Source organism: Streptomyces sp. NRRL S-37 (assembly GCF_000721605.1).
Taxonomy (GTDB): Bacteria; Actinomycetota; Actinomycetes; order Streptomycetales; family Streptomycetaceae; genus Streptomyces.
The window spans coordinates 147,750-168,563 of record NZ_JOIZ01000006.1 but is presented as its reverse complement, the minus strand read 5'-3'; the positions used below and the strand labels follow the sequence as shown (position 1 = coordinate 168,563).

The following is a 20,814-nucleotide window of genomic DNA, read 5'->3' as shown; positions in this document are numbered from 1 at the left end:
AACGGGCCGGGGTGCGCCATGTCACCCCGGCCCGTCGCCGTACCCCTCCACCGGTACCAGCACTTTCTCCTCGGCGAAGTGGCAGGCCGAGTCGTGTGCCGCCGGCCCCCCGGCCGTGCGGAACCACGCGGGCACCGCGAGCGCCGGCACCTCCCGCGCGCAGCGCTCCCGCGCCTTCCGGCAGCGGGTGCGGAAGCGGCAGCCGGAGGGGACGTCCGCCGGCGAGGGGACGTCCCCGCTGAGGACGATCCGCTCGCGGTGCTCCCTCGCCGCCGGGTCCGGTACGGGCACGGCGGAGAGCAGGGCCTGGGTGTACGGGTGCGTGGGGTGCTCGTAGATCTCGGTGTCCGTGCCGGTCTCCACGATCCGCCCCAGGTACATCACCGCGACCCGGTCGGAGAGGTGCCGGACGATCGACAGGTCGTGCGCGATGAACACGTACGCCAGACCGAACTCGGCTCGCAGCCGGTCCATCAGGTTGACGACCTGGGCCTGCACCGACACGTCCAGCGCGGAGACCGGTTCGTCGGCGACGATCACCTCGGGACGCAGCGCCAGGCCGCGTGCGATGCCGATGCGCTGGCGCTGGCCGCCGGAGAACTGGTGCGGATAGCGGTTGACGTAGTCCGGGTCGAGGCCGACGACGTCCAGCAGGTCCTGGACCCTCCTGCGCCGGTCGCCCTTCGGGGCCGCCTCGGGATGGATGTCGTACGGCTCCCCGACGATGTCGCCCACCGTCATGCGGGGGTTGAGGGAGGTGTACGGGTCCTGGAAGACCATCTGGATGTTGCGGCGTACGGCCTTCAGGGCCTTGCCCGACAGCCTGGTGATGTCCTCGCCCTTGTAGCGGATCGAACCGGCCGTCGGGCGTTCGAGGTTGACCAGCATCCTCGCGACCGTGGACTTGCCGCAGCCGGACTCGCCGACGATGCCCAGTGTCTCGCCCCGGCCGAGCGTGAAGTCCACGCCGTCGACCGCCCGTACGGCGCCGACCTGCTTGCGGAAGACGACACCCCGCGTCAGCGGATAGTGCTTGACCAGGCCGCTGACCTCCAGGACCGGCTCAGCCATTCAGGCACTCCCTCCAGAAGTGTCACGTCCCCTGACTCATCCGCTCGGCATTTCAGCCAATATCCATTGATAGCTGTCGTTCCGCACGTCCGGTCCGACCATTCGAGGAGACACGCAGTCGGACGACGGGCGGCCCATGCCGCCAACGGCTGCATGCGATCCGCCGTCCGGCTGGAAAAAGGCACCTGCCGGCCGTTGTCTCGCGCATCGTCCGCACCACCCGACTTCATACCCGAAAGCTGTTGGAAAGATAGGAGAAATAGATCAGAAAGGCCAGACACCTTAACTGACTCCGCATGAAGGCGGATTCAATCGAAGTGAACGCCTTCACATGCAGACCTGACGGTTACGAGAGGGGTTTACCGTGCGAGGACTTCTGGAGAGGCTGGCTGGGGCTGTTCTGCCCCAGACCAGCGCGGCAGCAGCCTGTGCGCCTGATCCGTGCTACAAGTGCCAAGGCGCCTTCCGCATCAGGTGCCAGTACTCACCCACCTGTTCTTACTACTGCGACCCGGCCGTGCCCTACCCCAACTGCGCGCTCGGCGTCGTGGGAGGGAAGCGCTGCGGCGGAATCTAGCCGGAGAACCCTGAGCTGTCTCTGAATCACCGAGGCATTCTCACAGGTCGAAACATCAGAAAGGGGCTGCGGAACGTGTACCTCCACAGCCCCTTTTCTTTTCGTGAACCAACTGGAATCGGAGCTGACTGTGAACATTGACGAGCAGACCTACGACGAGCAGGTCCTCGACTCCAAGGAAGGCGAGGAGCAGATGATCGAGATACGGCTTCTCGACGCGATCGAAACCATCGACAGCAAGGCCGTGGCGCGCTAGGCGGCTTCGGGAAATCACAGGATTGGAGCTGCCCGGATGAACTATCCGATGCGTCTGCCTCGGGTCAAGCCTGAGCACACACCGCACCGGTTCGACGACGGATCGATCCAGATCGGCGGTGGCGTATACGGAGTGGCGGCGCAGATCCGGGACCCCCGGGGGTGGGCGTGGGAAGCTCTCATGCAGATGGATGGATCAACCTCCATCGAGGCCATAAGAGATTCGCTCTCCACTAAACATCCTGACCTCGGGCACACGGGTGCAGACACTGTGATTTCCCTCCTGTGCGAATCGGGGTACGTCGAGGATGCAGCAGGGCATTCCGCAGACGGAATCGCCTTCCGTGGAGCATCTCCGCACGAGATGAAGCGCTACATCCGGAACCTCGCGTACTTCCGTCACATAGATTTGCGACCAGGGGCTCACGAGGTGGCAGCTCAGTGTGACCTCATGAATTCTCGCATCGCAATTCTGGGCGTGGGCGGGGTCGGTTGTCATGCTGCATGGGCACTGGCCGCCGCCGGCGTGGGGCAGCTGCATCTGATCGACCCCGACATGGTCGAGGAATCGAATCTGACGCGTCAGGTCCTGTTCGACGAACGGGACCTGGGCGCCCCTAAAGCGAAAGCTGCAGCCCGGCGTCTGGCGAACATCAACTCTGCCGGCACTTTCACCTACTCTCCTGACCGGGTGGATTCACCCGAAAAAATCAGAGAAGTCGTCGGCGACTGTGACGTCCTGGCATTGTGCGCCGACGAGCCAAAAAATGACGTCCTCACCAGAATGGTCAATGCGACATGCGCCGAGAGCGGCACCCGGTGGGTGTGCGCAGGTTACAGCGGCCCCCTGTCCACAGTGGGGGTGTTCGGTCCCGGGGGACCCTGCTACGAGTGCCTCGGCGCGGGTGAGTCTTCGAAACTCAAGGACGGGTGGCACCCTCCCCTCGGGAGCAGCGGCGTCATGTCCCCCTCCGCGGCACTCGCGGGAGCCCTCCTCGCTAATGAGATCATCGGCATCGTCACAGGGACCGCACGGCAGGCCCCAGGGTTCGTACGAGGCGTGAACTTGATCGCACCCGACCATCTTGTCTACGTCCGCCACCCTTCTCGCCCCGACTGCACGGTGTGCGGCTCGTGACCGCCGGAACGGATTCGAGACGGGTAAGTTTCCATCCACTTGAATTCCGCCGGGAAGGGGACGAGTGGATCGTCGGGGTCCAGGCGGTTCGGCGCGTCATATGCATGCCCGAGGCCGGCGCGGACGCGTTGCGGCTCCTTCAGTCCGGTAAGACTGTCGGAGAAACCAGGTCCGAGCTTTTCAGGGCGACCGGAAAACACCTCGACATCTCGGGTTTCGTCACCCGGATGGTAGAGATCGGCTTCGTCTCGGGAATCTCGGACAAAGAAATGCCGACTGTCAGTCGGCCGCCTGCTTCTCTACCTTGGATCAAACCGCATCATGTGCAGTTCGTCCTCAATCCGGTTCTGCAATGCCTTGCACTTCTCACGCCTTTTATCGGCTTTGCGGTGCTGTTCCTGGCGGGAGGCGAGATACCCTCCGCCTCTGATCTCCTGTGGTCCCCCTATGGAACCTTGAACATCGCTGCGCAGATCCTCATCTCGTCTGCTCTGATAGCTCTGCACGAGCTCTCCCACTTGGCCGCCGCCCGAGCATTCGACGTGCCGGGAAGAGTGTACCTGGGGACGCGTCTGCAATTCCTTGTCGTCCAGACGGAAGTCACTGGAATATGGCTTCGCGGAAGACGAGCACGACTGACCGTCTATCTGGCAGGCATCACCTTGGACTGTGCGGTGTACGGCCTCTGCCTGATCGGCATCGGGGCGGGGTTCGAACCTTCGGTCCCGATACTCCGAATCGCTGCGGTCCTGCTCATGCTTTCGGTCTTCAATCAGTTGCTCGTATTCATGCGGACCGATCTGTACTTCGTCATGCAGGATCTGTCTCGATGCCGAAATCTGTACACTGACGCGACGAGGTACCTCGCCCACCTGACTCGAAGACATGTCCTTCGGCACAGAAACCTCGTCGACCCGAGCAGATCCCTGGGGCCCGCCGAAAGCAGATCCGTCAGGATCTATGCGATTGTTTGTGCGATCGGTTCCGTCCTATGCTTTCTGGTAGGCGTCCACGTCATATTTTCGGCAGGTATGCCGCTGCTTTTCCGGGCAGCGGAGGGGCTTATTGGCGGACGCCCTCTGGTCGTGATGGACAGTGCGGCGACTCTCGCCATATTGGTGTGCATGCAGTCATTGTGGGGATTTCTGTGGTGGAGGCGGCACGGCGCCGCCCTGCGGCGCATGGGCCGCTTCCTGCGCGCCAGCGGTCATTGAATTCCTTCAGCGCCGCCGCCCCAGACCGCGCTCGACCGGGGCGCGCGGCCCTCGACGGGACCAGGCGCCCCAGGCCGTCGACGCACCACCGAGGTGACGGTTCGGCGTTCACTACACTGCGAGGATGCGCCACCCCGTTCTACGGGCCTGTCTCCTGGGGCCCTTCGAGCTCATCATCGACAGCGAAGCCGTACAGATGGCTCGCCTTCAGCGCGCGGTTTGCTCAGCGCTGATCTTCAACGCGAACCGTGCGGTGTCCCAGGCTCATCTGTCCCGGATGGTGTGGGGTGACCATCCACCGGCAAGCGCCGCGGCTCGCCTCCGCTCACTCATCGCGGAGATCCGGCGAGCGATAGGGCCGCACGCCACGGAAATACTGTGGACTGCGGACAGCGGATACCTGTTCAAGATACCGGATGCGTCGGTGGACTACGTCGAGTTCACCCGGATCGCCCGAGAGGGAATCGCTGACTCCGCCCAGGGGGAATGGGAGAAAGCGCAGCACAAACTCGACGCGGCGATCAAGCTGTGGCGGGGCGATCCCCTGCCGGACCTGCAGTCCCCTCCCGACCTCCACCAGTTGAACGAGCTTTACGCATCGGCGGCGGAGACCCGGCTGGAAGCATGGATCTTCTGTGGCCAATCCGGCCTCGCCGTCACCGAATTGACGCGCCTCACCACGGAGTATCCTCTGCGCGAGAAGCCTCACGCACTGCTCATGAAGGCGCTGCACAACGTCGGGCGAACGGTGGACGGCCTCGAGGTCTTCCGCCTCCTGCGCCGACGTCTCGTGGAGGAACTGGGAATAGAACCGTCCACCGAGCTGGCCGCGTTGCACACCGCGTTGCTCTCCGGAAGCACCGAAGGCGTCGGCACGCACGCACTCAAAGACGTCGTCCCTCGTCAACTGCCCCATGCCACTCCTCATTTCGGCGGACGCGCCGAAGAGATCGGATCACTTGAGTCCGCGTTCAGGCGGGGTGAACGCCTGATAGTGATATCGGGGGAAGCCGGAGCCGGGAAGACGACCCTGGCCATTGCCTGGGCCAGGCGCATCGCACACGAGTTTCCCGACGGTCAGATATTTCTCGATCTCCGCGGATTCGACCGCTCCGCCCCGATGGGACTCGATGAATCCCTCCCCATCCTCCTGCAGGCCCTCGGCTGTGAGCCGGACGAGATTCCGACGTCACCGATCGCGCAATCTGCCCTCTTGCGCACGCTCTGCGCGGATCGCAAGCTCATCCTGCTCCTGGACAACGCCTCGAGCACGTCGCAGGTAAGAGATCTGCTGCCGGCCGGCGAAGACGTCCTGGTACTGGTGACGAGCCGCGACCAACTGAACGGCCTGAGCATCATGTTCGGCGCCCATCAGGTCCGATGCGGCACCATGCGGAAGGCCGACTGCCATGCGTATCTTCGACGCGTCGTCGGAGAAGGACGTGTGGCCGCCGAGCCGGAGGCGGCGGGCCAGCTCATATCGATGTGCGAAAGGCTTCCGCTTGCGATGGCGATCGCCGCGTCCGCCATCAACCAGCGCCCCAACATGTCCATGGCCCGCTACGTCAGCGATCTGAAGCTCCGGGGCCGCCTCACCCAGCTGCGAGTGGCCGGAGACAACGACCTGGCGATCCGACACGCCTTGGATCTGTCCTATAGAACGCTCCAGCCGGCAAGCCAGGCTATTTTTCGGTCCATCGGAGTGTTTCCGGGATCAAAAAGATCATTGGCTGCACTCGCGGCAGGAGCATGCGCGGACGAACGCGAAGTAGAGAAAGTACTCATGGAGGCGAGCCGTCTCCACTTGATACAGGAGTGCGACGACAGGGTATACGCATGGCACGATCTGGTTCGTGAGTTCGCAACGGAACTGTGCGAGGAAGCCGATGGCGGTGAAAAGATCCTGACAGCCTCGCGCAGGATTCTGGACCACTATCTTCACGGTTCCTACAACGCCGCCATATCCTGCGGCTTCGGAGCCTCCCGAATCGATCTGCCCCCGGCAAGCACCGGATCGATTCCTCCTGCTTTCACGAACCGGGCAGAGGCGATCTCCTGGTTCGACAAGGAATGGCCCCACATAGCCGTCGTCGTAAGCCACGCGGCGCAATCAGACAAAGAATATCCCACATGGCAGATAATTTCTTCGCTGCACGATCTGCTACAGCTACGTCGCCCCATGACCGAGGTGATAAGAATAGCAACCCTGGTACGTGATTCCGCTCTCCGTAATGACGACGTCCTCGGCGCGGCGTGCATGGGACTGACGTTGGGGTCGGCTTACTGGCGGGCCACCGATCTGGAACGCTCGTTCGTCGAGTACTCCCAGGCTCGGGAGCTCGCGCGGAAGGAGGACTGGGTACAGGGCGAGGCGGTGGCGCTGCAGGGCATGGGAGTGGCCACAAAGCAACAGGGGCATCCACGCAAGGCGCTCCTCCACTACAAACAGGCGACCGCCCTGTTCATGGTCAATGGCCGTATCTCCGACCAAGTGGCAGCGCTGAACAACACCGCGTCCGCACATCTGGCTCTCGGTGAACTCGAGGAAGCCGAGGCAGCCCTGGCCAAGGCCCTGCCACTGGCCTGCGAGAATCAGCATTTCCGCTCGATCATCCTGGTGAACCAGGGGTTGACCCGCCAAAGGATGGGCCTTTTCGAGGAGGCTGAAACGGTTCTGTCGGAGGCGCTGGAAGTCGCCGATGCCGTGGATTCCGAATACGCCAGGGCGATAACCCTTGAAACGCTCGGCCTGGTGCACCTGGACGCAGGAGACGCGTCCATGGCCGAGCAACACTTCAGAGACGCCCTGACGAAAGCGGAGGCCGTTCAGAACGAGAACTGCCAAGTCGCCTGTCTGCTCGGTCTCGCGGCAGCTGCTCGGACGCGCGGACGCTTGGAAGCAGCCGAAACGTTCCTGGCGTCCGCCGGGAAGATAGTGGACCGTACCTGTGAGGCCATCAGTCAGGCCACTCTGCTGCTCGAAAGGGCCGACTGGGAACTGGCGCTGGGAAAACCCGGCGCCACGCTTCAGCACATCCGTGAAGCCGGATTCTTCGTGGAACGAGGAGCTCCCTTCCTCACGGCACGGCTGCGGTTGTCGGAAGCAGAGGCCAGGTACGCGATCGGGGACTTCGCCGGCGCGAGGTCGGCCGTGAACGACGCGGCACGGCTCACCGACATGTCCAAGGGGGGAATGCTCGTCGAAAGAATCGCTCGCGTCATGGACCGACTGCCCCCGGACGCCTGACCCCGGTACGGTGCTAAGGGCTGTCCCGTAACTGCTGGTCACGGGTGAGATGATCTTGTCGTGTCTGGTGTGATCACGGCGTCGGAGCCTTCCTGGATAGCCCCGTTCACCGGGCTGAGCCCGCGCCAGTTCGGCAAGCTGATCACCGCGCTCCGGCGTGAGGGTGCGGACCCGATACGCAAGGGCCGGCCCTGGAGCCTTCCTCTGGAAGACCGGGTCCTGCTGGTCGCCGCGTACTGGCGCACCAACCTCACCCTGCGCCAGCTGGCCCCGCTGTTCGGGGTGTCCAAGTCGGCGGCCGACCGCATCATCGACCACCTCGGGCCCGCGCTCGCGCTCCAGCAGCGCAAGCGGTTCCGCAAGGACACCGTGCTCATCGTGGACGGCACCCTGGTCCCCACCCGCGACCACACCGTGGCCGAGCAGTCGAAGAACTACCGGTACTCCACCAACCACCAGGTCGTCATCGACGCCGACACCCGGCTCGTCGTCGCCGTCGGCCGGCCGGTCACCGGAAACCGCAACGACTGCAAGGCATGGGAGCTGTCCGGCGCCAAAGACGCCGTCGGCCACACCACGGTGATCGCGGACGGCGGCTACCGCGGCACCGGCCTGGTCATCCCGCACCGCCGCGACCCCGGGCAGAGCGAACTCCCGGACTGGAAAGAAGAGCACAACCGCTCACACCGCAAGGTCCGCGCCCACGTCGAGCACGCCTTCGCCCGCATGAAGACCTGGAAGATCCTCCGCGACTGCCGCCTCAAAGGCGACGGCGTCCACCACGCCATGCTCGGCATCGCCCGCCTGCACAACCTCACGCTGGCCGGGTGACACAGAAACCACCAGGTCACCAGGCATGTCAAAGATCATTTACGGGACACCCCTTAGCCACGCACGCCGAGGTCGGCGGAGCCCAAGGACAGCAGATCCCGGAGCTCGGCCAGGTACAGCAGCGCGCCGCCGGCGATGAGAGACGGTCCGGTCATCACCGCGTACTCCACCAGGTGTCCCTGCAAGGGGACATGCGGCACCACCAGACCGGCAAGGGCCAGGACCAGCGCGATTCCGTTCCGTACCAGATGGATCCCTGAGACATCCGCTCCCGAAGCACCGGTGCAACCGCAGGAGATCGAACGGCCCGACCGCAGGACGTGCACAAGGTAGGCAGTGAAGCCGGCCAGTACTCCGGCGGCGGCCAGGAAGCCGAAACGCTCGGTCAGCACGAGCCCCAGGGCTGCCGCCACCTCCGCGACCACGACCGTCCGGGCCAGGAACCGGGGAGAAAGCAGCGGCAGCCGGGCCGTCGTCTCGATGTGCCGGCTCAGGGAGTCCATGTCGCGCAGCTTGGTGACGGACGAACAGACGAACATGACGACCAGCGAGAGCTTGCAAAAGATGAGCAGGAAGCTCATTTCTCCTCCGAGGTTTCTAAAGCCGGTACCACACGGAGCCAAGGACGCGATCGCTCCGGAAGGGCCCCATCTGCCGGGAGTCGAAGCTCCGATCGGCGTTGTCGCCCAGCAGGAAGAGATGCCCTGGGGGAACTTCCACCGGCTCACCGGTGAGGGGGGAACAAACGTCTCCGGGAGCCCCCGCAACCCGTTTGATCAGCCACGAACGCCGGGCGACATCGACGCCCGGCGCTCCCAGTCCCGCAGCCGCGGACCGCCAGGTCCGGTCCTCGATGCACGGCATCTCGACGACCACTTCCCCGCCGCTGGCCGGCACGCGCCCGCGCCGGACGATGACGCGGTCCCCCGGCCGATAGGTCGGCAGCATGCTCAGCCCGGTCACGGTGATGACCACGAACGTGCGACGGAGCACCACCAGAAGAACCGCCGCAGCACAGACGGTCACGGCGGCGACGAGCGCGACGGTCGTGGCCACGGCTTGGAGGTCCTTCAACATGGCTTGCCCTTCGGCTGCGAGGGGGAGCCACCGGGGTGGTCGCTCCGTCTCAGCCTCTCCCCCTGTGCCGTCTTCGACCTTTCCGCGATCTGTCGCGGCCTCGGCCCCGGTCTCCTCAGACAGATCACGGAGCGATTTGCGAGATGCCCTTCCGCCAGAGTGCTTGCTCACTGACCAACGGTCGTGGAAGGGCGCAAGGTCTTGCGAAATCGTGGCCCGGACGGGCTGATCAAACTGAACGGAACGGCCGCGACGGCGAAGAAGGCGCTGATCCTGGTCTTCGGCACAGCGCCATGGCTGACCACGCTGTACGTGGCGGGAGCTCTGGCCGCGGGGATCGTGCCGGTCGCGATGGCTTGGTTCACGAAGGCGCTTCTGGACCACATCACCTCAGGAAGCCCGATGTTCTCCCTCGTCCTGCCGGCAGGCGGAATGGTGGCCTCGGGAGTCCTGATGGGGGTGCTGCCTCACTTCAGCACCTTCGCGAGCGCCCGTCTCGCAAGGGCGGTCGGGTTGAGGTCGCAGGCCGACGTGTTCCGCGCGATGGAACGCATGACCGGTCTGGCACGTTTCGAGGACCCGGCCTTCCTGGACCGGCTGCGGCTCGCCAAGCAGGCCGGCAGCGGTGGGGCCGTCGGACTGCTCGAGAGCCTTCTGGGGATGACACGCGCACTCCTGACGGTCTTCGGATTCATGGGGTCCCTGCTGACCGTGGCTCCTGTGCTCGCCCTCTTCGTACTGCTGTTCGGCTCCGCCGTCCTCCTCGCCGAGCTCTCGCTCGCCACGTCTCGCGTCAACCTGGTGTGGGAGGTGAGCCCCAGCGAGCGCCGGGAGTTCTTCTTCGATCAGCTGCTGTCCAGTGTCGAGGCCGCGAAGGAGATCCGTCTCTTCGGTCTCGGACCGTACTTCCGGGAACGCATGCTGGCCGATCGTCGCAGCATCAACGCAGCCAAGGACCTGGTGGACCGCAAGACGCTGCGGATCCAGGTGGGACTCGGCCTGATCGCCTCGATCGTTTCCGGGGCGGGGCTGGTCTGGGCGGTCTGGGCGGCGCATCAGGGGCGGATCTCCATCGGCGATGTGACGATGCTGATCTCGGCCATCTCCTCCGTCCAGGGTTCTTTGACGGAGTTCGCGGCCCGGGCCGCGACAGTGCACGAGATCATGCTGATGTTCCAGCACCTGCTGTACGTCCTGGAGTCCGAGGCCGATCTGCCGGTCGCACCCCGGCCGAAGGCAGTGCCCGCGCTGGCGGAGTCGATCGAGCTCCGTGATGTGTGGTTCCGCTACGGGGAGGACCAGGACTGGGTGCTGCGCGGCGCCAGTTTCGAGATCAGGGCCGGGCAGACCACAGCGCTCGTAGGGCTCAACGGGGCGGGGAAAAGCACCCTGATCAAACTGCTCTGCCGCTTCTACGACCCGACCCGCGGTCAGGTCCTCTGGGACGGCGTGGACATCCGTACCATGGATCCGGAGCAGCTTCGAGCGCGTATGGGCGCGGTGTTCCAGGACTACATGGAATACGACCTCACGGTGCGGGAGAACATCGGCCTGGGTGATCTGACCGCGATGGCCGATATGCTTAAGGTCCGCCACGCCGCCGTCCGCGCCGGAGCGCACGAGAAACTTCAGTCCCTCCCGCACGGTTACGAAACCCTGCTGTCCCGCATGTTCTTCAGCGAGCTCGACAAGAACAACGCCGAGACCGGGGTGGTGCTTTCGGGCGGCCAGTGGCAGCGGCTGGCCCTGGCGCGTGCTCTGCTGAGGGACGACAGGGATTTCCTGATACTCGACGAACCTTCGTCCGGCCTCGACCCGGAGGCCGAGAACGAGATCCATCAGTCGTTGGCGATATACCGCAAGGGACGTACGAGTCTGCTGATTTCGCATCGACTGGGCGCCGTCAGAGAAGCCGACCACATCGTGGTTCTCGTGAACGGGCGCATCACCGAGCGTGGAACACATGAGGAACTCATGTCCACGACCGGTGTGTACGCCCGTCTCTTCACCACGCAGGCAGCGAGCTACCAGAGCCCCGTCCGGTGATTCGCTTCTTTCGGCAGTGGAGCCCCGCCGGTGCTCGTCTTCAGTGTGCCTGAGCGAAATGTGAGGTCAGGAGCACCGGCTCACGCTTCAGTATCTGAGCGTGCAGGGTCCGGAGCTCCTGGCCCGGCTCGTCCCCCAGTTTGTCGATCATCTGCTGGCGTATCGTCCGGAAGCAGTTGAGCGCCTCCTCCTGGCGCCCGCTCCGGTGCAGCGTGATCATCAGCAGTCCGGCAATCCCCTCGTCCAGGGGATGGTCGGCGCAGAACCTGTGCAGAACGGACAGGTAGTCGTCGTACGTCCCCTTGCTCAGACCCACGTTGACGAGGCCCGTGAGCGCCGCACGGTACTCGTGGGCGAGCGCGGCCCGTACGGACGTCGCCCAACTGGAACGCAACCCGGAGAGGGGTGTACCGCGCCACAGCAGCAGGGCCTCGTCGAAGAAGGCCAACGCCTCGTCCGCCTCGCCGGCCCGCCCGTGACTCTTCGCGCGCTGGGACGCCTGGCGGAAGCGGAACAGGTCGATGGCGGATTCGTCACAGGACAGCAGGTATCCTCCGCGCCTGCGGTCGACTGTGATGGAAGGGTCACCGCCACCGGCCTCACGGAGTGCCTTGCGGAGCCTGGCTGCGTGTGTATAGAGCGTCTGCCGCGGGCTCTGCGGCAGGGCGGAATCCCATATGCGGTCGATCATGATGTCGTCCGACACCATGTCGTTCGGGTTCCAGGAGAGGGATGCCAGCAGGCGACGGGCGCCCTCCGGCATTTCGACCAATTCTTCGTCACCTGTGCGGCTCTCCAGGGCGGGAGAGACGGGCTTCCGGAAGAAGTGGGTAAGGGGGCGTGGCCCCCCCCCGAATGGGGGGGGGACCCACGCCCCTGTACGCACTTCTTCCGGAAGCCGGTCTCTCACGCCTTGGAGAGCGCGGCGCCGGCGCGTTCCGGCAGACGCGGATCAATATGGACAAGCCGGGACACACTCTGTGTCGCGTAGGCGACCTTTCCATCACCGTCCACAATGAGATACGTCGGCCAGGACGAGATTCTCAGACCCATGACCAGGGCGGAGGCGGCCGAAGCCCGAACAATCTGGGTGGACCGCAACAATTCCGTCGGCAACGAGTCGTGGTTCACCTCGTCTCCGACTGTCACCGAGACAGCTCGCTCCGCCGGAATGCCGTGATGCCGGAGATAGCGGATGTAACGGGGAAGCTGCTCACTGCACCCCGGACACTCGGGCGAGACGAACGTCAAGAGCCATGGTTCTCCCCCGGCCGGCGACCTCTCCCACGGAAGGCCGTCGAGGCCCGTCAGGCCGCGGAAGCCGGGCACGGCCGCGCCGATTTCCACGTCCGTGCCACGCGGAGCACGGACCTGCGCCCCGGATGTGATCTGCTTCACCCGCAGCGCCAGCGCCAGCGCCACGGAGCATCCGCAGCACGCCACGACGAGACCCACCAGTGCCAGCGCGATCACACCGTCACCTCGTCGGGTGCGGGCGTCAGGTCCAACTCCGGGAGCGCCCCGGCGTAGTCGGTCGAGTAGATGACCGTGTGGTCAGGCGAAATGATCAGGTATGTGGGCCATGCCCGCACGCCGATGCTCTCGGCGAGTGACTTCGCGTCGTCGGAGTGGACGATGGTGGCCAGGTCCCCGACGCCGGACACGTAGGCGTCAAGGTTCTGCCGCGCTCCGGAAACCACCGAGAGAACCCGCTCCCGAGGGATCCGGTGCTCCTCCAGGAACCCGCGGTACACGGGAAGCTGCGTCTTGCACTCGCCACACTCGGTCGACTGGAAGGTGAGAACCCACGGGCCGTCCTGCCGTGCGGGCAGGACGACGGTCCGCCCCTCGTGGTCCACGAGGCTCCCGACCGCCGGCAGCTCTGTACCCAGGGGCACGTCCGAGGACTCCTCGGCCTCGGACCGCTGCTTGAACACCCCCTCCTCGATGAGGGGATCGAGCGTCTTCTTCACACGAAGCGCCACGCTCAGCGCGAGGAAGGCACTGAAACACGAGACGAAGATCGATATAATGACAATAGGAACAACCATGTCACGTTCCCTTCAGCCATGAACGGCGTGGTAGTCGTCGTAGGCACTCGGTTCGGTACAGCCCGCTCGTGCACGACCGACCCGTCTCCTGGCGGCAGGAGTCCGTGGAGCCGTCCGCCGACTCGGTCCGGGCCGGGGCCCCATCGTCGACGGGATGCCTGTCCATTACCTTTCCGGAGCTTTTCCGTGCTCCTCCGGACGCGAGGGCCCGCGCCGGCCTCCAGGACCGGCTCAGCCGTTCAGGCACTCCCTCCAGAAGTGGCAGGCGCTCCCCCGCGTCGGCGAGACCTCGTACAGCGGGGGTTCGCCGGTACGGCAGACGTCGCGGGCCGACGGGCAGCGGGGGTGGAAGGAGCAGCCCGGCGGGATGTGCGTGGGGTTGGGCGGCAGGCCCCTGATGGCGTAGAGCTCCCGGCCCTTGAGGTCCAGGCGGGGGACGGAGTCCAGCAGGCCTCGTGTATACGGGTGCGCCGGGGCCTTGTAGAGGTCGTGCACGGGGGCCGACTCGACGATCCGGCCCGCGTACATCACGGCGATGCGGTCGGCGACGTCGGCGACCACGCCCAGGTCGTGGGTGATGAGGATCAGGCCCATGCGGTACTCGCGCCGGAGCTCCGCGAGCAGATCCATGACCTGGGCCTGGACGGTGACGTCGAGGGCGGTGGTGGGTTCGTCGGCGATGATCAGGGCGGGTTCCAGGGCCAGCGCCATGGCGATCATGACGCGCTGGCGCATGCCGCCGGAGAACTGGTGCGGGTACTGCCTCACCCGCTCCCGGGCGGCGGGGATGCGCACCCGGTCCATCAGCTCGACGGCCTTCGCCCGCGCGTCCTTGCGGGACATGCCCCGGTGCACGGTGAACATCTCGGCGAGCTGGTCGCCGACGGTGAGCACGGGGTTGAGGGACGACAGGGCGTCCTGGAAGATCATGGCCATCTCGGCGCCCCGGACCCTGCGGCGTTCGTCCTCCCTCAGCTTCAGCAGGTCCCGGCCCCGGAACAGCACCTCGCCGCCGGTGATGCGGCCGGGCGGGGTGTCGAGGATGCCCATGACGGCCTGCGCGGTCACGGACTTGCCGGAGCCGGACTCGCCGAGCACGGCCAGGGTCTCGCCCGCGTCGACGCCGTAGCTGACGCCGTCGACGGCCTTCACGATCCCGTCGCGGGTGTGGAACTCCACGCGCAGGTCCCGCACTTCGAGCAGCACGGCGGCTCACCTCAGCTTCGGGTCGAGGGCGTCGCGCACCGCGTCGCCGAGCATGATGAACGCCAGGACGGTGACCGCGAGGGCCCCGGAGGGCCACAGCAGCGCGTGCGGGGCGTTGCGGACGTACGGGGAGGCGGCGGAGATGTCGATGCCCCAGGAGACGCTGGGCGGCCTCAGGCCGACGCCGAGGTAGGACAGGGTGGCCTCCAGGGCGATGTACGTGCCGAGCGCGATGGTCGCGACGACGATGACCGGGGCGACGGCGTTGGGCGCGATGTGCCGCAGCATCAGCCGGGCGGGGGAGGCGCCGAGCGCGCGGGCGGCCTGGACGTAGTCGTTCCGTGTGACGGTGAGGACGGAGCCGCGGGCGATGCGGAAGATCTGCGGCCAGCCCAGCAGCACGATGAAGCCGATGACGGGCCAGACGGTGTCGCTGGTGACGACCGACAGCAGCACCAGTCCGCCGAGGACGACCGGGACGGCGAAGAAGACGTCGGTGACGCGGGAGAGGACCGCGTCCCAGACGCCGCCGAAGAAGCCCGCCAGGGCGCCCAGGACGCTGCCCAGGACCGCGACGCCCAGGGTGGCCAGGACGCCGACCGTGACGGACGTACGGGCGCCGTGGACGGTGCGGGTGTAGACGTCGCAGCCCTGGCCGTCGAAGCCGAAGGGGTGGCCCGGCCGGGCACCCTCCTGGGCCCTGGCCAGGTCGCACTTGAGGGGACTGCCGGGGGCGATCGCCGAGGGCCACAGGGAGACGAAGAGGAGGAAGAGGACGACCAGCCCGGAGACGATGAAGACGGGGTTGCGGCGCAGGTCGCGCCAGGCGTCGGACCACAGGGAGCGCGGCTTGTCCCGCGGTCCGGAGCCCCCTCGGCCCTTCGGCCGCTCCTTCAGGGTCCCGGCCTCCTCGACGCCCACGTCCACGGTGCCGCCGACGGCGGCGCCCGCGACGGCGGGCTCGGGTTCGTAGTGCTGCTCAGGCATGGCGGATCCTCGGGTCCAGGACGGCGTAGAGGAGGTCGACGACGAGGCTGGCGACCAGGAAGACCAGCACGAGCACGGTGACGAAGCCGACGACGGTCTGGGTGCTCTGCCGCAGGATGCCCTGGTAGAGCTGGTAGCCGACGCCGTGGATGTTGAAGATCCGCTCGGTGACGATCGCGCCGCCCATGAGGAAGCCGATGTCGGCGCCGATGAAGGTGACCACGGGGATGAGGGAGGTGCGCAGCAGGTGCCGTACGACCACCCGGTGGCGGGGCAGGCCCTTGGCGACGGCGGTGCGGACGTAGTCGGAGCGCCGGTTCTCGGCGATGGAGGTGCGGGTCAGCCGGGTGACGTAGGCGAGGGAGACGGAGGCCAGGACCAGGCCGGGCAGGAGCAGTTCGGCGAAGGGCGCCTCGGCGGAGACCGAGGGCCGGATCCAGTCCCACTTCACGCCGAGCAGCAGCTGGAGCAGCAGGCCGGTGACGAAGGTGGGCACGGAGACGACGACGAGGGTGAGCAGCAGGACGCCGGTGTCGACGGGGCGGCCCCGGCGCAGTCCGGTGACCACGCCGAGGGTGACGCCGACGACGACCTCGAAGACGATCGCGATCAGGGTGAGGCGGATGGTGACGGGGAACGCCGTCGCCATCAGCTCGGTGACCTCCTGGCCGTTGAAGGCCGTGCCGAAGTCGCCGGTGAAGACGTTCCCCATGTAGGTCAGGTACTGCTGCCAGACCGGCCGGTCGAGGCCGAACTCCCGCCGCAGCCGGGCGGCGGTCGCCGGGTCGCACCGGCGTTCGCCGCAGAGGCCCGCGACGGGGTCGCCCATCACGTTGACCATCAGGAAGATCAGCAGCGTGGCCCCGACGAAGACCGGGATCATCTGGAGCAGCCGCTGGACGACGTAGCGTCCCATGGCGGTTCAGCTCACCTTGATCTGGTCGTAGACGGGGACGCTGAAGGGGTTGAGCCTGACGTGGGAGAGGCGTTCGGACCAGCCGGCGCTGCCGTTCTGGTACCAGAGCGGGATGGCGGCCATGTGGTCGCGGACGACCTTCTCGGCCTGCTGGAACAGGCCGACGGCCTTGGCGGGGTCGGTCTCCCGGTTGGCCCGGTCGACGAGGTCGTCGAACCGCTCGTCGGACCACTTGCCGTCGTTGGAAGAGGCGCCCGTGTAGTAGAGCGGCTGGAGGAAGTTCTGGATGAGCGGGTAGTCCATCTGCCAGCCGGCGCGGAACGGGCCGCTCATCTTGCGGCCGGTGATCCGGTTGCGGTAGTCGGCGAAGGTGCCGACCGGCGCGGCGACACAGGCACGCTCATTGTCCAGCGCGTTGTTGATGGAGTTGCAGACGGCGTCGACCCAGGCGCGGTGGGAGCCGGTGTCCGCGTTGTAGGTGATGGTCACCTTGCCGCCGGGCAGGCCGCCGCCCTCCCGGATGAGCTTTCTGGCCTCGTCCGGCCGGTAGGCGCAGTACTCCCCGCACAGGCCGGCCTGGTAGCCGCCGTCCTTGCCGAGGACCGGGGAGGTCCAGTCGGTGGCGGGGGTGCGGGTCCCGCGGAAGAGCGTGTCGGTGATCCGCTCGCGGTCGATGGCCATGGACAGGCCCTTGCGGACCTTCTCCGCGCCGGGTCTGCTCCAGGCGTCGTCGTAGTAGGGGAAGGCGAGGGTCTGGAGGATGCCGGCGGGGGTGTTGAGGTAGCGGTCGCCGAGGTCGCTCTTCACGTTCTTGAGCTGGGCGGCGGGGACGTCGTCGACCAGGTCGAGGTTGCCGGCCATCAGGTCGGTGTAGGCGGTGTTGCTGTCGGTGTAGACCTTGAGGTCGACGCCGCCGTTGCGGGCCTTGTCGGGGCCGGGGTAGTCGGACCGGGTGCGCAGGGACATCTGCGAGCCGCGGGTGTACGAGTCGACCAGGTACGGGCCGTTGCCGACGGGCTTCTTCACCCAGGCGTCGTGGTCGTCGAAGAAGGCGCGGGGCAGCGGGGCGAAGGCGTTGTAGCCGAGGGTGTCGGGGAAGGTGGAGAACTTCTGGGTGAGCCTGACGGTGAAGGTGCGCTCGTCGACGACCTTGAGGCCGGACAGGGTGTCGGCGGTCTGTCTGCCGCCGTCCTCGGGGTGGACCTTGTCGTAGCCCTCGATGTAGCCGAAGAAGTAGGCGTTGCGCTGGTTGTTCTTCAGGCTCGCGCCGTAGTTCCAGGCGTCGACGAAGGACCGGGCGGTGACCTTCTCGCCGTTGCCGAAGGTCCAGCCGTCCTTGACGGTGATGCGGAAGTTCCGCGAGTCGGAGGTCTCGATCCTCTCGGCGAGCATGTCCTTCGCCTCGCCGGTGACCGGGTCGTACCGCTTCAGCCCCCGGAAGATCATGTCGAGGACCTTGCCGCCCTGGACCTCGTTGGTGTTGGCCGGCTCCAGCGGGTTCTGCGGGTCGCCCCAGGAGGCGCTCAGTACGGCGCCGGTGTCGTCGGCGCTGCTCGCGCCTCCGCAGGCGGTCGCGGTGAGGGCGACCGCCACCGCGCAGACGGCCCATCGGGCGTGCGTGGCTCCGCGCATCGGGTGCCTCCTCGTACGTGGGCCGGCTGGGTGCGTACGCCGGTCCTTTCCGCCAATATCGCCGCACGAGGCGCACACGGCTCATCCGGTTCCACCGTCGGGGTGCGGCGGGACTCCGAACGGATGACCCACGCGGGCCGTCACGGAACCGGCCGCCCCTCGGGGAAGAGGCCGCCCGGTGAGCACCGCCTTGGAGCTCGGGACGGCCCGCGCCCGGTGAGCACCTCACCGGGCCCAGGACAACCCGCGCCCGGTGAGCCCTGAACCCGTCCGGCCCCGGGGGCCGAACCCAGAAAAGCCGGTCCCGGCACCCCGTCGTGCGGGGTGCCGGGACCGGCTCATGCCACCGTGGTGCGGTCAGGCCGCGTGGACGACGTCCTTCTCCTCGGCGAAGTGGCAGGCCGACTCGTGGGCCACCGGGGAGTCCGCGCCCTTGAAGCGCTCGGGCACCGCCAGCAGCGGGACCTCCTCGGCGCACTTGTCCTGCGCCTTCCAGCAGCGGGTGCGGAAGCGGCAGCCCGAGGGCGGGTTGGCCGGCGACGGCACGTCGCCGGTGAGGATGATCCGCTCCCGGCCCTCGCGGGCCTCCGGGTCGGGGACCGGGACCGCCGACAGCAGCGCCTGGGTGTAGGGGTGCGTCGGGTGGTCGTAGATCTCCGTGTCCGTGCCGATCTCGGCCATCTTGCCGAGGTACATCACGCCCACGCGGTCCGAGATGTGCCGGACGATGGACAGGTCGTGCGCGATGAAGAGGTAGGAGAGGTTGAACTCGTCCTGCAGCTTCTCCATCAGGTTGATGACCTGCGCCTGGACGGACACGTCCAGCGCGGAGACCGGCTCGTCGCAGATGATGATCTCGGGGTTGAGGGCCAGGCCGCGGGCGATGCCGATGCGCTGGCGCTGACCGCCCGAGAACTGGTGCGGGTAGCGGTTGATGTACTCGGGGTTGAGGCCGACGACGTCCAGGAGTTCCTGGACCTTGCGGCGACGGTCGCCCTTCGGCGCCACCTCGGGGTGGATCTCGAAGGTCTCCCCGATGATGTCGCCCACCGTCATACGGGGGTTGAGCGAGGTGTACGGGTCCTGGAACACCATCTGGATGTTCCGCCGGACCGCCTTCAGCGCACGCCCGGACAGCTTGGTGATGTCCTGGCCCTTGTAGAAGACCTCGCCCGCGGTCGCCTTCTCCAGCATCATCAGCAGCTTGGCGACCGTGGACTTGCCGCAGCCGGACTCGCCCACGATGCCGAGCGTCTCGCCCTGGTAGAGGTCGAAGGAGATGCCGTCCACGGCCTTGACCGCGCCGACCTGCCGCTTGAACAGGATGCCCTGGGTCAGCGGGAAGTGCTTCACCAGGTTGCGCACCTGGAGGATCGGCTCGCCGCGGTCGACGGGCGCGTCGAGCGCGGCCACCGCCTCGGCCTCGGTCGCGGCGTCGACCGTCTCGACCTCGGTGACGTTGGGGGTGGCGTCCACGGCCTCGTCCTTCTTCTCCAGCTCAGCCATGGATCGTCTCCTTCCAGAAGTGGCACGCGCTGCCGCGGCCGGCCAGCTCGCCGCCGTCCCGCTCGGTGACGGTGAACAGCGGCGGGACGTCCGTACGGCAGATGTCCTGTGCCTGGGGGCACCGCGGGTTGAAGGCGCAGCCGGACGGGATGCGCGTCAGGTTGGGCGGCAGCCCCTTGATCGCGTACAGCTCCTGGCCCTTCTGGTCCAGGCGCGGGATCGAGTCGAGCAGGCCCTTGGTGTAGGGGTGCGCGGGCCGCTTGTACAGCTCGTGCACGGGCGCGGTCTCCACGATCCGCCCCGCGTACATCACCGCGATCTTGTCCGCGACGTCGGCGACGACACCGAGGTCGTGGGTGATCAGGATCAGGCCCATGTTGTACTCGCGCTGGAGCTCCGCGAGCAGGTCCATGACCTGGGCCTGGACGGTCACGTCGAGGGCCGTGGTGGGCTCGTCGGCGATGATCAGGTCCGGTTCCAGGGCGAGCGCCATCGCGATCATGATGCGCTGGCGCATACCGCCCGAGAACTGGTGCGGGTAGTCGTTGACCCGGGCCGCGGCGGCCGGGATCTTCACCCGGTCCATCAGCTCGATCGACTTGGCCTTGGCCTCTTTCTTGGACAGGCCCTGGTGGACGCGGAACATCTCGCCGAGCTGGTAGCCCACGGAGAGCACCGGGTTCAGCGAGGACAGCGCGTCCTGGAAGATCATCGCGATCTTGTTGCCGCGGATCTTCCGGCGCTCCTCGCCGGACATCTTCAGCATGTCCTGGCCGCGGAAGAGGATCTCCCCCTTGGGGATGCGGCCGGGCGGCATGTCGAGGATGCCCATGATGGCCTGGGCGGTCACGGACTTGCCGGAGCCGGACTCGCCGAGCACGGCGAGCGTCTCGCCCGCGGCGACGGAGTAGTTGACGCCGTTGACGGCCTTGGCGACCCCGTCGCGGGTGTGGAACTCCACGTGCAGGTCGCGGACTTCGAGCAGCGGACGGCCGGCGTCCTGCGAGCCGTCCGGCCCGGGGCTCTCGGCCGTTTCATCGATGATGGTCACGTACGCCTC

General features: G+C 66.7%; 18 protein-coding genes. 6 read left to right on the top strand and 12 right to left on the bottom strand.

Annotated elements, in window-relative coordinates; all coding sequences use genetic code 11:
• Nucleotides 1-21: 21 nt before the first annotated feature.
• On the bottom strand, nucleotides 22-1,071 hold the full coding sequence (locus tag IH50_RS0111325) for an ABC transporter ATP-binding protein (protein WP_030860040.1): 1,050 nt from the start codon (nucleotides 1,069-1,071) through the stop codon (nucleotides 22-24).
• Nucleotides 1,072-1,778: 707 nt separating this feature from the next.
• On the opposite strand from IH50_RS0111325, the gene IH50_RS43165 reads away from it, so the two are divergent.
• The 5 genes from IH50_RS43165 (at nucleotide 1,779) to IH50_RS0111305 (ending at nucleotide 8,333) form a co-directional block, all read left to right on the top strand.
• Nucleotides 1,779-1,904, top strand: a complete 126-nt coding sequence (locus tag IH50_RS43165) for a hypothetical protein (RefSeq protein WP_267883272.1) — start codon at nucleotides 1,779-1,781, stop codon at nucleotides 1,902-1,904.
• 36 nt (nucleotides 1,905-1,940) lie between these two features.
• A complete protein-coding gene (locus IH50_RS39590; RefSeq protein ID WP_234328129.1) occupies nucleotides 1,941-3,041 on the top strand; it encodes a HesA/MoeB/ThiF family protein in 1,101 nt (366 codons plus the stop codon).
• Nucleotides 3,038-4,255, top strand: a complete 1,218-nt coding sequence (locus tag IH50_RS0111315; protein ID WP_030860038.1) for a hypothetical protein — start codon at nucleotides 3,038-3,040, stop codon at nucleotides 4,253-4,255. Before IH50_RS39590 ends, IH50_RS0111315 begins: the two co-directional genes overlap by 4 nt.
• Before the next feature lie 124 nt (nucleotides 4,256-4,379).
• Nucleotides 4,380-7,502 carry an AfsR/SARP family transcriptional regulator gene (locus IH50_RS0111310; RefSeq protein WP_051767263.1) on the top strand — a complete coding sequence of 1,041 codons (3,123 nt, stop codon included), beginning with the start codon at nucleotides 4,380-4,382 and terminating at the stop codon, nucleotides 7,500-7,502.
• Between the two features lie 60 nt (nucleotides 7,503-7,562).
• Nucleotides 7,563-8,333 carry an IS5/IS1182 family transposase gene (locus IH50_RS0111305; RefSeq protein ID WP_030860033.1) on the top strand — a complete coding sequence of 257 codons (771 nt, stop codon included), beginning with the start codon at nucleotides 7,563-7,565 and terminating at the stop codon, nucleotides 8,331-8,333.
• 53 nt (nucleotides 8,334-8,386) lie between these two features.
• Here the strand turns inward: IH50_RS0111305 and IH50_RS38725 are convergent, their stop codons facing one another.
• On the bottom strand, nucleotides 8,387-8,914 hold the full coding sequence (locus IH50_RS38725) for a MauE/DoxX family redox-associated membrane protein (RefSeq protein ID WP_051767262.1): 528 nt from the start codon (nucleotides 8,912-8,914) through the stop codon (nucleotides 8,387-8,389).
• Between the two features lie 16 nt (nucleotides 8,915-8,930).
• Complete coding sequence (locus IH50_RS0111295; protein WP_158801191.1) at nucleotides 8,931-9,581, bottom strand: S26 family signal peptidase; 651 nt, start codon at nucleotides 9,579-9,581, stop codon at nucleotides 8,931-8,933.
• A 12-nt stretch (nucleotides 9,582-9,593) separates the two neighbouring features.
• Between IH50_RS0111295 and IH50_RS0111290 the strand changes: the two genes are divergently transcribed.
• Nucleotides 9,594-11,456 carry an ABC transporter ATP-binding protein gene (locus tag IH50_RS0111290; protein ID WP_199822068.1) on the top strand — a complete coding sequence of 621 codons (1,863 nt, stop codon included), beginning with the start codon at nucleotides 9,594-9,596 and terminating at the stop codon, nucleotides 11,454-11,456.
• A gap of 40 nt (nucleotides 11,457-11,496) precedes the next feature.
• On the opposite strand, the gene IH50_RS0111285 is transcribed toward IH50_RS0111290, so the two are convergent.
• The 9 genes from IH50_RS0111285 to IH50_RS0111245 form a co-directional block, all read right to left on the bottom strand.
• On the bottom strand, nucleotides 11,497-12,219 hold the full coding sequence (locus IH50_RS0111285; RefSeq protein WP_078913928.1) for an AfsR/SARP family transcriptional regulator: 723 nt from the start codon (nucleotides 12,217-12,219) through the stop codon (nucleotides 11,497-11,499).
• A 143-nt stretch (nucleotides 12,220-12,362) separates the two neighbouring features.
• A complete protein-coding gene (locus tag IH50_RS0111280) occupies nucleotides 12,363-12,929 on the bottom strand; it encodes a TlpA family protein disulfide reductase (RefSeq protein ID WP_030860022.1) in 567 nt (188 codons plus the stop codon).
• A complete protein-coding gene (locus IH50_RS0111275) occupies nucleotides 12,926-13,507 on the bottom strand; it encodes a TlpA family protein disulfide reductase (protein WP_030860020.1) in 582 nt (193 codons plus the stop codon). Before IH50_RS0111275 ends, IH50_RS0111280 begins: the two co-directional genes overlap by 4 nt.
• Before the next feature lie 231 nt (nucleotides 13,508-13,738).
• Complete coding sequence (locus IH50_RS0111270; protein ID WP_030860018.1) at nucleotides 13,739-14,713, bottom strand: ABC transporter ATP-binding protein; 975 nt, start codon at nucleotides 14,711-14,713, stop codon at nucleotides 13,739-13,741.
• Between the two features lie 6 nt (nucleotides 14,714-14,719).
• Entirely contained in the window at nucleotides 14,720-15,700 is a 981-nt protein-coding gene (locus tag IH50_RS0111265) for an ABC transporter permease (RefSeq protein ID WP_030860016.1), read from the bottom strand.
• Nucleotides 15,693-16,616, bottom strand: a complete 924-nt coding sequence (locus IH50_RS0111260) for an ABC transporter permease (RefSeq protein ID WP_030860014.1) — start codon at nucleotides 16,614-16,616, stop codon at nucleotides 15,693-15,695. Before IH50_RS0111260 ends, IH50_RS0111265 begins: the two co-directional genes overlap by 8 nt.
• 6 nt (nucleotides 16,617-16,622) lie before the next feature.
• Complete coding sequence (locus tag IH50_RS0111255; protein WP_030860012.1) at nucleotides 16,623-18,248, bottom strand: peptide ABC transporter substrate-binding protein; 1,626 nt, start codon at nucleotides 18,246-18,248, stop codon at nucleotides 16,623-16,625.
• Between the two features lie 357 nt (nucleotides 18,249-18,605).
• Nucleotides 18,606-19,754 carry an ABC transporter ATP-binding protein gene (locus tag IH50_RS0111250; RefSeq protein WP_030860010.1) on the bottom strand — a complete coding sequence of 383 codons (1,149 nt, stop codon included), beginning with the start codon at nucleotides 19,752-19,754 and terminating at the stop codon, nucleotides 18,606-18,608.
• Nucleotides 19,747-20,805 carry an ABC transporter ATP-binding protein gene (locus IH50_RS0111245; RefSeq protein WP_030860007.1) on the bottom strand — a complete coding sequence of 353 codons (1,059 nt, stop codon included), beginning with the start codon at nucleotides 20,803-20,805 and terminating at the stop codon, nucleotides 19,747-19,749. Before IH50_RS0111245 ends, IH50_RS0111250 begins: the two co-directional genes overlap by 8 nt.
• Nucleotides 20,806-20,814 lie beyond the last annotated feature (9 nt).